A 14,523-nucleotide genomic window follows, 5' to 3' on the forward strand; every position below is an offset into this window, starting at 1 on the left:
CGCGAAGAGGTATGAGATGGATGAGGTAGTTCGGATCGAACGAGCCGACGCGGTGGCGGTGGTTACACTGGACCGACCGGCATCGCTGAATGCGCTTGATAGCGACATGTCATACCAACTGCGGGATGGTTTTAAACAACTCGCCGCCGATCAAGCTGTCCGTGTCGTTATCCTGCGTGGTGCGGGCGATCATTTCATGGCCGGCGGCGATATCGCCTTTTTCAAAAAAAGTTTGGCGCTATTGCCCGAGGAACGGGAAGCGAAGGTAGCCGGATTGATCGAGGTTGTTCATCAATTCGTCACCATCCTCAGGGAGATGCCGCAGCCGGTGATTGCCAGTGTACGCGGCAGTGTGGCCGGTTTTGGCATGAGTCTGGTGGCCGCCGCCGATCTGGCTGTTGCATCGGACTGCGCTAGATTTACCCAAGCCTACACCCAGATCGGAACCACTCCGGATGGCGGCAATACCTACTTCATTCCACGCGCCATCGGCAGTAAGCGGGCGATGGGTTTGACGCTGTTAAATGAACCGATCGATGCCCACGAGGCATTGGCCATAGGTCTGGTGAACCGAGTTGTGGAGGATAGCTTGCTGGAGGAGGCTACGCTGAAACTTGCACAGCGTTTGGCCAGGGGTCCCTCCCAGGCCTTTGCCCAGACCAAGCAGTTGATCAACAGCAGTATGGGCAATAGTTTGGCGCAGCAACTGCTAGCAGAGCAGGAGAGCTTTACCCGCTGTGCCTTATCGGATGATTTTGCCGAAGGTGTTACGGCTTTCATGGAAAAACGGCGTCCTGAGTTTGCCGGAAAATAGTTGTCGGCGTATTCAGATAGGTAATTTTTATCTCTTTAATCAATCACTGGCGGCAGCCAAATCAACCGAAGGTGATGTATGAAAGTACTGGTGGCAGTAAAGCGGGTTGTGGATTACAACGTAAAGGTGCGGGTGAAGGCGGACGAGACGGGGGTGGAGTTGGCCAACGTCAAGATGTCGATGAACCCGTTTGACGAGATTGCGGTGGAAGAGTCGGTGCGACTGAAAGAGGCGGGCAAGGCGGAAGAGATCGTGGTGGTCTCGTTGGGTGCGAAGCAGAGCCAGGAGACGATCCGCAATGCGCTGGCGCTGGGTGCCGACCGGGGGATACTGGTGGAGAGTGAGGAAGAGCTACAGCCGCTGGCGGTGGCGAAACTGCTCAAAGCGGTGGTGGAGCGGGAACAGCCGGAGCTGGTGATCCTGGGCAAACAGGCGATCGACGACGACAGCAACCAAGTGGGGCAGATGCTGGCGGCGCTGCTGGATTGGCCGCAAGGCACCTTTGCCTCCAAGGTCGTGCTGGAAGGGGGTGAGCTGGCGGTGACCCGGGAGATCGACGGCGGACTGGAGACGGTACAACTACAACTGCCGGCGGTGGTGAGCACCGACCTGCGGCTGAATGAACCGCGCTATGCCAAATTGCCGAACATCATGAAGGCAAAAAAGAAACCGCTGGAAGTGATTCCGGTAGGAGACCTGGGTGTGGATGTGGCGCCACGGCTCACGGTGCTGAAAGTGAGCGAGCCGGGCCAGCGCCAGGCGGGAATCAAAGTAGAGACGGTAGCGGAGTTGGTGGAAAAGCTGCGTAACGAAGCGAAGGTGATAGCATGAGTATTCTGGTCATAGCGGAACACGACAACGCCGAACTGAAAGGGGCGACGTTGCACACAGTAACGGCGGCGCGCCAACTGGGCGCCGAGATCCACCTGCTGGTAGCCGGATCCGGTTGCGGCGCGGTGGCCGAAGCGGCGGCCGGGATCCAGGGCGTGAGTAAAGTCCTGGTAGCGGATGACGGGGTGTACGAACACCCGCTGGCGGAAGGGCTGTCACGGCTGGTCACCCAACTGGCGGAAGGCTACAGCCACGTGCTGGCGCCGGCGACCACCTTTGGCAAGAACTTCATGCCGCGGGTCGCGGCACGGCTGGATGTGGCGATGCTGTCGGACATCACCGGTATCGAGAGCGAAGACACCTTTGTACGGCCGATCTATGCGGGCAATGCCCTGGCGACGGTCCAGAGCAGTGACCGGATCAAACTGATCACCGTGCGGGGTACGGCGTTTGATGCGGCGGAAAGTGGCGGCAGTGCCACGATCGAGCCAATAGCGGCCGGAGAAGGCTATACCAAATCGCGCTACCTGGGGGCGGAGCTGACGGTCTCGGAACGGCCGGAGCTGACCAGCGCCAAGATTGTGGTCTCGGGCGGCCGGGGTATGGGCAGTGGTGAGAACTTCAAACTGATCGAGGCGGTGGCGGACAAGCTGAACGCGGCGATCGGTGCATCGCGGGCGGCGGTGGATGCGGGCTATGTACCGAATGACTACCAGGTGGGACAGACCGGCAAGATCGTGGCGCCGGATTTGTACATCGCGGTGGGCATCTCTGGGGCGATCCAACACCTGGCGGGGATGAAAGAGAGCAAGGTGATTGTGGCGATCAACAAAGACGAAGAGGCGCCGATCTTCCAGGTGGCCGATTACGGCTTGGTGGCGGATCTGTTCCAGGCCCTGCCGGAGTTGGCCGAACAGTTGTAACGGCGGTAAGGCGGCACGGGAAGCGGGGTGTTGATCGGCCCGAACTGACAATACCACGAGTGACTGGATGGAGGGGAGAATGATAACAAGCGTGCGAAACCTGTTTGCACTCGGCTGTTTGCTATTGGCAACGCATTTGGGGGCCACCGAGATTGCCAAGGTAAATCTACCTGATCAGGTGAAGCCGGATGGGATCGATCAGGTCCTGCAGCTTAACGGGGCCGGCATTCGCTACAAGTTTATTTTCAAGATCTATATCGGGGCACTTTATCTGCCGGAGAAACAGAATTCGGCCGAGGAGATCGTGGCTTCCAGCCAACCCAAACGCATCCTGATGCATTTTCTATATGATAGGGTGACCAAGCAGGATCTGGACAAGGCTTGGCGTGAGGGTTTTGCCGCCAACCATGATGAGCAGATCATGCGCCAACTGGAAGATCGGATTCAGCGCTTCTCGGCGCTGTTCTCTGATCTCGTAGAGGGCGATGAAGTCTGGTTGGACAATATTCCCGGGATGGGTACCCGGGTATCTGTAAACGGTGAACTCCGGGGCACTATTCCAGGCGATGATTTCTATCCGGCCCTGCTACGTATCTGGATAGGTAGCGAACCGGTAACCACCGCCCTGAAGCGCTCCATGCTGGGGCAGGAACAGTAAAAGGCGGGTACGTTAACGCTGGATAAGATGTCAACCAATCCCCCCACCCAGGGGGATTTTTCTCTGCATTATTTGATCCGGTCCCCATTTTTCAGGGTGGTTGTGGGTTGCGGCTGTAGTCAGTACGGATGAAATTACTGCTTTCTTTCCAACACCTGATATGATGCGGCACGAAGCCAATAGAATACCAGGCAAGAAATATGGTTTTAACGGATTATTATACGGAAGACGAAGCCGGTCTCCGGTTTACCCGACAGCAGGCCAGCCTATTTGCCAAAGAGATCGCAGGCGACTTTAACCCCCTGCACAATCAGGATGCCAAGCTGTTTTGCGTACCCGGGGATCTGCTGTTTGCAGTGACCCTGGCCAAATACGGTTTAAGTCAGAAGATGTGCTTTACCTTCTCAGGGATGGTTGGTGACGGGACGCCTCTGCAATATCAAGAACAAACCGAGCATGAGCTGCGTTTGGTAGACGGGCAGGAGAAAAACTGCCTGCAGATAGAGCGACACGGTCAGATTTCCCATGATTCCACGTTGATTAAGGATTTCACTCGCCGCTATGTCGAGTTCTCAGGTAAGAACTTCCTGCAAGTATTGGTGCCGCTGATGTCCCAGGAGGGAGTCATGATCAACCCGGACAGACCGCTGGTTATCTATCAGCAGATGTCCATCGACCTACAGCGTCTGGATATTGAACATCCCTCGCTGGAGCTGACGGATACCATTACCAACATCGAGGGCAAGAAAGGCGATGTGCGTATGCGCTTCTGCCTGAAGTCGGGCAGTCAAGTGGTTGGCGAAGGCGAGAAGCGCATGGCGCTGCGTGGAATTAGAGAGTTTGACCAGGCCGATATGAACCGCATGGTTGAATCTTATATCGGTTACCAGCGGGCGCATTCAGCCTGAGCCCTGCGTCAGGACTTCCCTTGGATGAAGGGGCCGGTAAATCCCTTCACGCTTTACCGAAAAGCGCGACCGGTTTTAAACGAAAAACAGCAACGAGAGCAGGGCGCCGAGGATAATGAGTATATAAGAGGCGGGGGAGACACCCTGATCTTTTGTGCGCATACCGATAAAGCCTTCAAAGCGGTCTTTCGTTACGACACTCAAAACCCCGAGCAGAATAAAAAAGGTCCCGGTGTAGGCGCCGATCTGTTTCAATACCGTGAATTTTTCGCCGCTTGTTCCACTGACGCCTCCTCCGATGGTGACAAACTTGTTGGCAAATGAGATATCAGGGATGGTCAGGAGCGCAAGGGATAGAAAAAAGAGTGTAATGGCTGATCTGTTCATGCCCTTATTGTCCATAGCTTCAAGCGGTTATCTTGAATAAGAGGGAATCGACTTGAGCTGTATAGCACGATTTACCATTCCCCTCAATGCCAAGTGGGTATAACAGGCGGTGTGGGTGCTCTGCAGGTTCGGTTGATAGCGGCAAGGTTGAAAATAACTGATATTTGTATGGTTTTGAATGCGGGTATTGGCCCTGTTGGTGCGCCGCGCTAACCGTTATCATGAGCACTTGATATTTGTGGGTGGAAGGGCAGCCAAGTGCCCCATTTAAATATCTTTGGACAGATATGATCTGAGAGCACAGGGTGCTGGAGAGGGCTTGATGAAGTACGACATCGTAATAATAGGTGGTGGGCCGGCTGGCCTCAGTTTTGCCCGCTCTCTGGCTGATAGCGCGTTCCGTGTACTGGTTATTGAGCAGTCTGACGCGGCGGATCTGGAAGCTCCGGAGATTGATGGACGGGATATCGCCCTGACCCATTTGTCAAAAAAAATCCTCACCGAGATGGGTGTATTGGCACGGATTCCTGAGGGCGAGATTGCCCCGATCAAGCAGGCCAAGGTGATCAATGGCAACTCATCCTACTGCCTGGAAATAGATAGCAAAAAAGAGGCGGTAGATGCCCTCGGCTACCTGGTGCCCAATTACCTGATCAGAAAGGCACTGTTCGAAGAGGTTAAGACTGTCGGCAATGTTGAGTTGTTGACCGCTACCTCGGTAAAAGGTGTACAAATCGAAACACAACAGGCGACGGTTTTCCTTTCCAATGGTGAGTCGGTCGAGGCTTCATTGGTGGTCGCTGCGGACAGCCGTTTCTCTGCGACACGGCGCAAAGTGGGTATTTCTGCCTCCATGCAGGATTTCGGCAGGGTGGCCATTGTCAGTCGTATGACCCATGAAAAGCCACATGATCAGATTGCCTACGAGTGTTTTCACTACGGGCGTACGCTGGCCGTACTGCCCTTGAATGGCAACCTCTCCTCCACCGTGGTGACTGTCACGGCAGATGTGGCGAGCCAGATTCAAGCCCTTAGCGATGCAGATTTTGCGGCTGAGGTGCAGGCACGTTTCAATAACCGTTTGGGTGAGATGCGGCTGGAAGGGAAGCGGCACGCCTATCCTCTGGTGGCGGTTCACGCCAATAAATTTGTCAAGTCGCGTTATGCTCTGATCGGTGACGCGGCGGTGGGTATGCATCCGGTCACCGCTCACGGATTCAATCTGGGTCTGCGTGGTCAGGATACTCTGTTCAGGGAGATCAAGGCGGCACAACTAGAAGGTCGGGATATCGGTGACTTGGCTGTGCTGGAAAAGTACCAGGAAAAACATATGCGCGTGACCTGGCCGTTGTATACCGGTACCAATGAGATTGTCAGTCTTTATACCAATGATTCGGTACCGGCTAAAATTCTACGCGGCCTGGTGTTGCGCCTGAGTAACAACTTTCCACCGGTCAAACAGATGATTTCCAAGAAGCTGACGGAGCTTGGAGGACATGAAGAGGGCGGTTTGCCATTTCTGTAATCCAACAACTATTCAGCGCGACTGATGATTAACTCTTCAAGTGTCCTGGATTTGAATTCGCGTCGGTAGAGTACCCAAACGATTCCACTACTCAACGCGATAAAAATCCACGAATTGATGAACCAGCCCAGCACCGCCAGACTGAAATAGTAGGTACGCAGCCCCTGGTTAAAATTGTTAGCGGCTAAGGAGGCGACATGTGCAATGCGGGTGGCAAAGGCTTTGCGTTCACGTTCTGTTATCTGGGCATCCTGTGACGGAGCGCCACCTACCATCACTGCGCAAAAGCCATATTGCCTCAGGCTCCAGGTAAATTTAAAGAACGCATACATAAACAGGCCGACAAGCAGTAACAGTTTGATCTCCCACTCCGTGCGGCTGGCATCGATGGCGAAAGGTACGTCTGCCACCATATCGATGACTTTGTCCGTTGAACCCATAACGGTTACCAACCCGGCCAGGATCAACATGGTGGATGAGGCGAAGAAGGCCACACTGCGTTCCAGATTGGCCAGTGCCGTGGTATCTGCAACCCGCACATCCCGCAGCATCATCTGTTCCATCCATGCCTGTCGGTATTGGTGCAGTACGCTGGAGAGACTGTTGGTGGTGAGTGCCATGCGCTGTGAGTAGATCATGTATCCATAGAAGCAGAACATAAACCAGATAAACGCAGTAATGCTTTCCCAATGGCTTTTACTGAAGGCGATGATCTCGTTCATGGATAGGCGGTCACTCAATGCGGATAGATTGTAACGGCTACCACTATAGCAGAGCTTGGCGTGGCAAATCACCGCAGACAGAGGCGGTTTTGCTGCTATATAGCGCCCCGCAAGGCCGGGGCGCTATATTTGGTATCGGCGTTAATGGCCGTTATAGATCTCTCTGATGAATGAGTCGCAGTGTTCAATAATCAGCTTGCGCTTGGTTTTGAGGGTGGGGGTCAGGTAGCCGTTCTCCACACTCCAGGCTTCTCCCAGCAATACCACCTTGCGTATCTGTGCATAGCCGGGAAATTCACGCAGTTGATCGCCAATTCGACGATACACCTGATCGAGCACTTTCTTATCCCGCATTGCAGTCGGGTCATCCGGATCCAGTCCTAACCCTTCGGCCAGATTTCTCCAGTGCTCCGTCTGTGGCACAATCAGTGCGGCGAGGAAGGGACGTCCTTCCCCAATGACCAGTACTTGTTCGAATAGCGCGTCCATGGCGATGGCGATCTCCATGTCGGCGGGTGAGACCTTTTCACCGTTGGCCAGTACGATGATGTCCTTTATTCTGCCGGTGATGTAGACATGCCCGGTGGCGTCTATCCTGGCTACATCACCGGTGTGAAACCAGCCGTTCTCGTCGATAACCCGGGCGGTCTCTTGCGGATTGTTCCAGAAGCCGAGCATGACCGCATCACCCCTAGCCAGCAATTCCCCGTTATCTGCGGTTGCCAACTGGGTTCCGGGAAGTGCACGACCGACGCTTTCGGGAATATTGTCATCAATTCTGTTCACCGCCAGCACCGGGCTGGTCTCTGTCAATCCATACCCTTGTAATACCGGTACCCCGAGTGCCAGAAAGGTGCGGGCGACGTCCGGTGGCAAAGGGGCGCCACCACTGATGGCTGTACGCAGGCGCCCACCCAGCTTTCCGGTAATCTGATTGGCCACCAGTCTGTCCAACAGCGGCCAGAGTAGCAGCCAGGGGGACCAGCTTCGCCGGCCTTGTAGGCATTCAAACCGCTTCCAACCCACACTGACTGCAAGATTGAACAGTTTGCGTACGATCGCAGGCTTTTCGTCCAGCCCCTCCTGGATCTTGGCGTAGATCCGTTCATAGATACGCGGTACGCTGATCATGAAGGTGGGGCGGATAATCAGCAGGTCCTCTGCCAGCAGCAGAATCGAGCGGGCATAGGCCACGGTAATGCCCGCCATTAAGGGCAGGTAATAACCGCCGGTACGTTCCAGCATGTGGGAGAGTGGCAGAAAGGAGAGCAGGATATCGTCATCATTGACGGTGGTGGTCTGAAGCGCCTGGTAGGTGTTGCTGAGGATATTGTGGTGGCTCAGCATCACCCCCTTGGGATGACCGGTGGTGCCGGATGTGTAGACAATAGAGCAGAGGCTGTGGGGATCGATATCGTCTACAATCTGGTATTCTCCTGCCATCTTGGGAAGCCACTCATCCAGTTGCCGAATACGGTCATCGTGCTCCATACCATCCAGTGATTCGATAGAGATAATGCGATGAATAGTCGCTAACTCATCTCTAACCGGCGCCAGGCTCTGCCACTGCTCGCGGCCGAATATGACCAACAGTTTGATTGCCGAGGCTTCGGCAATATAGGCGACGTTCCCACCGCGATCGTTATAAAACAGTGGCACACTCACCAGACCAAGGCCGAGGGCGGCTTGATCGAACATGACCCATTCCCGTCGATTGGGCATCATGATACCCACTCGGTCGCCGCGCTTTAGGCCCTCTTGCTGAAATGCCGCTTGCCAACGTGCAGTTTCTCGTCGCATTTCAGACCAGGAGCTCTCTTTCCAAACGGCCTGGTCCGGATCGAAATAACGGTATGCGATTCGGTCAGGGGTGCGTCGGGTGCGCTCATTAAACAGTCCTGCCAGTGTAACGGCCTCGTCCAGGGAGATGATTTCCTGGTTGGCTTTCATAATGCTCTCCTCTCTTGAAGCGAATCGACAGTACCTATCTGCGTAGATGTTTGTACATTCAGCTTCTTTGCAACCTGGGTAGTCGGGTTGTCCCGGTTGTCGTGGCGGGGGGCTTTATCACCTGTTTCGCCGGGTGGATTAATACAAGTTTATTATCGTTATGGTTGAGTGTCGGCATTCGAACCGACGGGCTATTTATGGATGATTCGTTGCACTATGACGATAGGCGCTCCTTTTTAAGTCAGATGGTCAGCGTGGCGGTAAAGCCGAAGGCGCACTGAGTCCCCCTTTTAAAAAGGGTAACAGGCGCTGAATAATGCCCTCAATATCTGCCGGATCACAATATCGACAAGATTCGATCATCTCCAGCGCATCAGTGCCGGCCAGGGTGAATGCAATGGTGCCGATGACGAAGTGAACCCGCCAGGAGAGCTCCTCTTGTGAGAGTTCGGGGAGGGTTTTTGCCAAGGCTTTACGAAACCGGTCTTTCACCTCTGCATAAAGCAGTGGCAGGAAATCGTGCACCTCCGGACCCGGTTCGGCATGGGTTCGTCCCAGCAGCTTAATGAAATTGGTGCCGCCCTGGTTGGGATTCATGCTCGCTTTAAGGGCTGGCTCCACAAAGGCGCGCAGGATGTCCTCCACGGGGAGGGGCTGATCGCCGGCCTTCTGCTCCATGGTATCGAGCGTTTGAATACGCTTTTTATTCATCGGCTCCACTCTACGTTGAAAAACTGCATGATACAGTTGAGCCTTTGATCCGAAGTGGTAATTGACCGCCGCCAAATTGACGTTGGCCCGGGACGTGATGGTGCGCATCGAGGTGGCGGAATAGCCTTTTTCGGCAAAAATTTCCTCAGCGACATCAAGAATTTTATTCTTTGTGTCGATCGGCACCTTCAAGTGGTGGTTGCTGATCTCGCTGCTGGCAATGGCATTTGCTCTAAATGGGTTCATTGGGCCATATTACCCCTGACGATTTTGATAGATTAGGGATTCAGTTAAACGTTCGTTTTAATTTTTGTCAAGTCGATTTTCCACTAAGCTGTCAATGATAGTGGCGTAATAAGCAGGAAATGTTGAGTTCCGACCATTGATAGGAGGCCCCGTTGACTGAAACGATTGAAGCGCCGAAGTGCGATAAGCAGTTGGATGTAAGCGGGTTAATCTGCCCGCTACCGGTGCTGAAGACCAAGGCTGCGCTTTCGCGCATGGCGATAGGCGAAGTACTGAAAGTGATCGTCACCCACCCCGATTCAAGAAAGGAGTTTCCGGTACTCTGTAAACTCCCAGAGTTCGACCTTTTAGCCAGTAGTGAGGAGGATGGGCGATTCCTCTACTGGATCAAGAAAGTGGCCGGGAAAACGGTATGATTGTCGTACTGCTTGCTTTTCATGGCGCACATCGCGGTAAAGTTACGGTATAATTTTCCACCCTGTTTAACCTCCAAAAAATGGTTTCGTATGAAATTTACTGTAATTCCCGTGACCGCATTTGAGCAAAATTGCACACTGGTTGTCTGTGAAGAGACAAAACGGGCGGCGGTAGTCGATCCCGGTGGGGATATTGATCGAATTCTGCAGGAGGTTGAGACCCAGGGATTGACCCTGGAGAAGATCCTGATCACCCATGCGCACATTGATCATGCCGGCGCAGCAGGAGAGCTCTCAAGACGCCTGGGTATTCCTATCGAAGGCCCGCATAAGGAGGACAAATTCTGGATCGATGACCTCTCTGAACAGGCGAAGATGTTTGGATTCCCTCCCGCCGAGAGTTTTGAGCCGGCACGCTGGCTGGAGCAGGGGGACGTGGTGCAGGTCGGTAACCAGCAACTGGAAGTACGGCACTGCCCTGGGCATACGCCAGGCCATGTGGTCTTTTTCAATCCGTCCGAGAAAGTGGCGATTGTGGGTGATGTGTTGTTCAACGGATCGATCGGACGAACCGATTTTCCCAAAGGGGATTATGCCACCCTATTACAGTCAATCCGCCAACAGTTATGGAGTATGGGCGACGAGGTGGAATTCATCGCCGGGCACGGGCCGGTGTCGACCATCGGCCATGAACGGGCGACCAACCCCTTCCTCAACTGAGCTGCAGACCGATGAAGCGCAGTGAGCACTTGAAAAAACTCTCCTGGGAGCATCACGATGCACTGAAGTTCGCGCGGCGCATTAACAAGGGTATGAGCAATGGTACCGATCCGGAGCAGATCGCCCGCTATGTGGTCTTCATTGTCGATACGTTACTGCAGCCCCATTTTGATCTGGAAGAGCAATCTTTGATCGGACGTCTGGATACGGCCCAGGCACAAGATATCGCCGTGACGCAGGTGATAGAGGATCATCAGAAATTTATCCGACTGGTAGACGCGATTCGAGAGCCGGCGGATGATCTTAAATCTTTGTTGGAAAGCTTTGTCGACTTGTTGAAACAGCATGTCAAATGGGAAGAGCAGCGTTTCTTCCCCTACTGCGAAAAGACGTTGTCCCCACAGGATCTGGAACAGATCAGCCGTGAACTGGATCAGGGACATATCCCTGACTCTGTCACCTGGGACGAACCGTTCTGGAATTAAGGGCAAGTCAGGGTCAGTCAACAGGCTTAGTAAGCCAGCGCCGGGGTTGTTGTCTCTCTGTTGCGACTGTTGTTGATGAGCCCGGCCAGTCGCCTTACCCCCTCCTCAATCTTGGTGGCGGTGCTGTTTGAGAAGTTTAACCGCATGCTGTTATCCGATTCCCCGCTGATATAGAACGCTTCGCCGGGAACGAAGGCGACGCCTTCGGCGACCGCGGCCCTGAACAGTTCCAGCGTGCTCTCGTTGCTGGTCAGGGTGGCCCAGATAAACATTCCACCCTGGGGTTTGGTAAACCGAACCTGGTCTGCCAGGTGGTGCTTGAGCGCATTGGCCATGCTATCCAGCCGCTCACCATAGGCGCGACGGATCTCTTCCAGGTGGGGGGCGAGCGCCCCGCTCTGTAGAAAACTCAGTACCAGTTGCTGATCATAGCCGCTGGAATGCAGGTCAGCCGCCTGCTTCAATTTCTCAACCACCTTGATCACCTCGCGCGGAGCACTGATCCAGCCCAGACGCAGTGCCGGTGCGATAATCTTGGAAAAAGAACCGAAGTGAATCACCCGCTCCGGAAGCAAGGATTGCAGCGAGGGAAGCACCTCACCGGAGTAGCGCAGGGCGCTGTAAGGGGCATCTTCCAGGATCCAGAAGTTGTAACGTTCGGCCAGGGCGACTAGGCCCTTCCTTCGCTCCAGGGAATAGCTGGCACCGGTCGGGTTTTGGAAGTCGGTTACCGTATAGAAGCAGCGAATCGGCTCGCGTTTGATCAGCGTCTCCAGTGCCTCCAGATCAGGACCCTGTTCATCAGACGGTATGGAGAGCAGGGTAGCCTGGTTGGCCCGCAGTACCTGCAGCGCCCCCAGATAAGTGGGGGCTTCAACCATCACCTTGTCGCCCGGATCGACCAGGCAGCGCACGACCAGATCCAGGCCCTGCTGAGAGCCGGTGGTGACAATGATCTGTTCGGCATGGGAGGCGGTATCGGTCAACTGCTCGGCAATGTGTTGACGTAGCGGAAACAGTCCCGGGGTTTCGCTGTACTGGTAGAGTCGGTTGCCCAGTTTCTGCTGCATTTGGGTTGACGCTTGCTGCAAGGCGGCTACCGGGAACAGGTCCGGATCCGGCAGCCCGCCGGCAAAAGAGATCATGTCGGGCTGTTGGGTGACGGCCAGGATATCCCGGATGAAAGAGCTATTCAGATTGATAGTGCGTTGTGCAAACATCCTCATGATCTCTGTTGTTGTAGGCTGTTTGCAGCATAAGACAATCCGCTACTTCTCCATTTGATGGTTTGGGGTAAATCTTTTGTCTAAATGTGCTATTTTTTTGCCATGAGCCTGCGCCGAACTACCGCCTATGAACACCAGACCCGCATCAACGAGGTGCTCTACCTGATACATGCGGATCTTTCCGCCTCGTTGGATATCGGTCGTTTGGCGCAAAATGCCTGTTACTCTCCCTACCATTTTCAGCGTATTTTCAGACAGATCACCGGTGAGAGTGTGCACGACTACATCCGTCGATGTCGTTTGGAATGGGCGGCTAATTTGCTGATTTATAATCCGAATATGGCTATTGTCGAAGTGGCGGGGGAGTGTGGGTTTCAGTCCAATGCGGCGTTTAATCACGCCTTCAAGGCGTATTTCGGCTGCTCACCGACGTACTGGCGGCGCGAGGGTTATGCAAACCGAAGCCGGACCCTGAAAGCCGCCTGGTCTGAATCGGAACGCAATCCTTTGCAGCGTTATTATCGGGACACGTTGGATAGCGTTCAGCCATCCGTTTCCCGCAAGGTGGAGATCCGGCGCCTGACCAGCGTCCCGGTGGCCTATATCCGCCATGTCGGCTATGACCCGCGAATCAGCGAAGTGTGGGCACAATTGCTGGATTGGGGGGTGGCGCAGGGAATAGATGTGGATGCTCAAGCCATGATCGGTCTGCACCACAGCAATCCGGACTTGGTAGCTTTTGATCAGTGCCGTTACGTGGCTTGCCTGGCGCTGCCGGAACCAATCTATCCCAGTGATGGTGTGGGCGTTATGGAGATACCTGGAGGGTTGTATGCCTGCTGCCGTGGAGAGGGAATGTTTGGTGATCTGCTTTATCTGATGAGGGATCTGTATAGGCATTGGCTCCCCGCCAGCGATTACCAGGCCAGGAGTCTTCCGCCTTATGCCCTCTATCACGACAACCACTTTATCAATCAGAGTGGCCATTTCAGTCTGGAATTCCGTATTCCGGTAACCAGAAAAATAGTTTGAACAAACATTTGATTAAGTGATAAAAACAGGACAATCAATAATTTAAGTATATTTCTTCCTGATGTTCCCTGTCTGGGATGACCCATGTCACAAAGCGGGATGGAAACGACTCTGATCACTGGACGAGGTGATAGGGCACTCCTAAGCTGAAAATAAGATGAGATGGCTTAACGCTTTGCTGTTGGGTACCGTTCTTTCCCTCCTTACAGGCGGTGTGGCGGTCCATAGCCTGTTCCCAGCCGTGCAGTGGATCCACTCACCCTTACATGTGTTTTTAGAAACGCTGGGTGCTTTTACCGCCTTAATGGCGGCGGCATTGCTCACCCTGCTCAAGGTTTATGAACGGATTCCGGCACGTTATATATGGGTAGTGGCGGCGCTGGCCGGGATGGGGGTACTGGACGGTTTCCACGCCTTGTCCCAGGAACTGCAGCGTTTTGTCTGGCTCCACTCGCTCGCCATGCTGTTAGGCGGACTGATGGCCTCCTTGATCTGGTTACCCGAATCCATTGCCAGACGGGCGGTCGTTTACCGATTACCCCTGGTGGTGATGCTGATGGGGATAGTGATCGGCAGTGCGGCACTACACTATGGGCCACTATGGTCGATGCTGGATAATCAGGGGCTGTTCAGTATTCCGGCCACTTGGATCAATGCCCTGGGTGGCGGGCTGTTTTTGGCGGCGGCCGTCTACTTCCTGTTGGAAAAACGCCGTCAGTCCGTGCAGGACAGTCCTATCTTTTCCAGCCATTATCTATTGCTCGGCGCTTCAGGACTGATGTTTCCGTTATCCGTGTTGTGGGATCCCGCCTGGTGGTATTGGCATCTATTGCGATTCGCCGCCTATGCCCTGGTGTTTTTATACCTGTTTCTGTTATCCCGTTCCGAAGAACGCCAGCTGTTTATGCTTAATACCGAACTGGAAGCACGGGTTAAGTTGCGTACTCATCAGTTGAAGACCGAGTTGAA

The 14,523-nt window shown here is 54.1% G+C and carries 16 protein-coding genes; 11 read left to right on the forward strand and 5 right to left on the reverse strand.

The window, feature by feature from the left end:
• Window positions 1–16: 16 nt before the first annotated feature.
• The 5 genes from ACQY5R_RS10360 (at window position 17) to ACQY5R_RS10380 (ending at window position 4,134) form a co-directional block, all read left to right on the forward strand.
• Window positions 17–814: an enoyl-CoA hydratase-related protein gene (locus ACQY5R_RS10360; RefSeq protein WP_428607858.1), complete on the forward strand. Its 798-nt coding sequence runs from the start codon at window positions 17–19 to the stop codon at window positions 812–814.
• Window positions 815–892: 78 nt separating this feature from the next.
• Window positions 893–1,645 (forward strand): electron transfer flavoprotein subunit beta/FixA family protein, encoded by a 753-nt coding sequence (locus ACQY5R_RS10365; protein ID WP_428607861.1) that lies wholly within the window; start codon window positions 893–895, stop codon window positions 1,643–1,645.
• Window positions 1,642–2,568 (forward strand): electron transfer flavoprotein subunit alpha/FixB family protein, encoded by a 927-nt coding sequence (locus ACQY5R_RS10370; RefSeq protein ID WP_428607864.1) that lies wholly within the window; start codon window positions 1,642–1,644, stop codon window positions 2,566–2,568. Before ACQY5R_RS10365 ends, ACQY5R_RS10370 begins: the two co-directional genes overlap by 4 nt.
• A gap of 79 nt (window positions 2,569–2,647) precedes the next feature.
• Window positions 2,648–3,226 (forward strand): chalcone isomerase family protein, encoded by a 579-nt coding sequence (locus tag ACQY5R_RS10375; RefSeq protein WP_428607866.1) that lies wholly within the window; start codon window positions 2,648–2,650, stop codon window positions 3,224–3,226.
• 200 nt (window positions 3,227–3,426) lie between these two features.
• On the forward strand, window positions 3,427–4,134 hold the full coding sequence (locus ACQY5R_RS10380) for a DUF3581 family protein (protein WP_428607869.1): 708 nt from the start codon (window positions 3,427–3,429) through the stop codon (window positions 4,132–4,134).
• Between the two features lie 75 nt (window positions 4,135–4,209).
• Here the strand turns inward: ACQY5R_RS10380 and ACQY5R_RS10385 are convergent, their stop codons facing one another.
• Window positions 4,210–4,521, reverse strand: coding sequence for a hypothetical protein (locus ACQY5R_RS10385; RefSeq protein ID WP_428607872.1), 312 nt, complete (start codon window positions 4,519–4,521; stop codon window positions 4,210–4,212).
• Between the two features lie 322 nt (window positions 4,522–4,843).
• Between ACQY5R_RS10385 and ubiM the strand changes: the two genes are divergently transcribed.
• Window positions 4,844–6,046: a 5-demethoxyubiquinol-8 5-hydroxylase UbiM gene (ubiM, locus tag ACQY5R_RS10390; protein WP_428607875.1), complete on the forward strand. Its 1,203-nt coding sequence runs from the start codon at window positions 4,844–4,846 to the stop codon at window positions 6,044–6,046.
• A gap of 8 nt (window positions 6,047–6,054) precedes the next feature.
• Here ubiM and ACQY5R_RS10395 read toward each other — a convergent pair whose 3' ends face one another.
• The 3 genes from ACQY5R_RS10395 to ACQY5R_RS10405 all read right to left on the reverse strand — a co-directional run bounded on the left by ACQY5R_RS10395 (window position 6,055) and on the right by ACQY5R_RS10405 (window position 9,675).
• Window positions 6,055–6,768, reverse strand: coding sequence for a DUF599 domain-containing protein (locus tag ACQY5R_RS10395; RefSeq protein ID WP_428607878.1), 714 nt, complete (start codon window positions 6,766–6,768; stop codon window positions 6,055–6,057).
• A 141-nt stretch (window positions 6,769–6,909) separates the two neighbouring features.
• Window positions 6,910–8,718: an AMP-dependent synthetase/ligase gene (locus ACQY5R_RS10400; protein ID WP_428607881.1), complete on the reverse strand. Its 1,809-nt coding sequence runs from the start codon at window positions 8,716–8,718 to the stop codon at window positions 6,910–6,912.
• A 249-nt stretch (window positions 8,719–8,967) separates the two neighbouring features.
• Window positions 8,968–9,675: a TetR/AcrR family transcriptional regulator gene (locus tag ACQY5R_RS10405; protein WP_428607883.1), complete on the reverse strand. Its 708-nt coding sequence runs from the start codon at window positions 9,673–9,675 to the stop codon at window positions 8,968–8,970.
• 152 nt (window positions 9,676–9,827) lie between these two features.
• On the opposite strand from ACQY5R_RS10405, the gene ACQY5R_RS10410 reads away from it, so the two are divergent.
• The 3 genes from ACQY5R_RS10410 to ACQY5R_RS10420 all read left to right on the forward strand — a co-directional run bounded on the left by ACQY5R_RS10410 (window position 9,828) and on the right by ACQY5R_RS10420 (window position 11,296).
• A complete protein-coding gene (locus ACQY5R_RS10410) occupies window positions 9,828–10,091 on the forward strand; it encodes a sulfurtransferase TusA family protein (protein WP_428607886.1) in 264 nt (87 codons plus the stop codon).
• Between the two features lie 90 nt (window positions 10,092–10,181).
• Window positions 10,182–10,811, forward strand: a complete 630-nt coding sequence (locus ACQY5R_RS10415) for an MBL fold metallo-hydrolase (RefSeq protein ID WP_428607889.1) — start codon at window positions 10,182–10,184, stop codon at window positions 10,809–10,811.
• Between the two features lie 11 nt (window positions 10,812–10,822).
• On the forward strand, window positions 10,823–11,296 hold the full coding sequence (locus ACQY5R_RS10420; RefSeq protein WP_428607892.1) for a hemerythrin domain-containing protein: 474 nt from the start codon (window positions 10,823–10,825) through the stop codon (window positions 11,294–11,296).
• Window positions 11,297–11,322: 26 nt separating this feature from the next.
• Here the strand turns inward: ACQY5R_RS10420 and ACQY5R_RS10425 are convergent, their stop codons facing one another.
• Window positions 11,323–12,516 carry a PLP-dependent aminotransferase family protein gene (locus ACQY5R_RS10425; RefSeq protein ID WP_428607895.1) on the reverse strand — a complete coding sequence of 398 codons (1,194 nt, stop codon included), beginning with the start codon at window positions 12,514–12,516 and terminating at the stop codon, window positions 11,323–11,325.
• Between the two features lie 90 nt (window positions 12,517–12,606).
• Between ACQY5R_RS10425 and ACQY5R_RS10430 the strand changes: the two genes are divergently transcribed.
• On the forward strand, window positions 12,607–13,554 hold the full coding sequence (locus ACQY5R_RS10430) for an AraC family transcriptional regulator (protein WP_428607898.1): 948 nt from the start codon (window positions 12,607–12,609) through the stop codon (window positions 13,552–13,554).
• A 157-nt stretch (window positions 13,555–13,711) separates the two neighbouring features.
• Window positions 13,712–14,523 (forward strand): hypothetical protein (locus ACQY5R_RS10435; protein WP_428607901.1); only part of this gene is annotated, 812 nt, incomplete at its 3' end.

Source organism: Sedimenticola sp., assembly GCF_050289425.1.
GTDB lineage: Bacteria > Pseudomonadota > Gammaproteobacteria > Chromatiales > Chromatiaceae > Sedimenticola.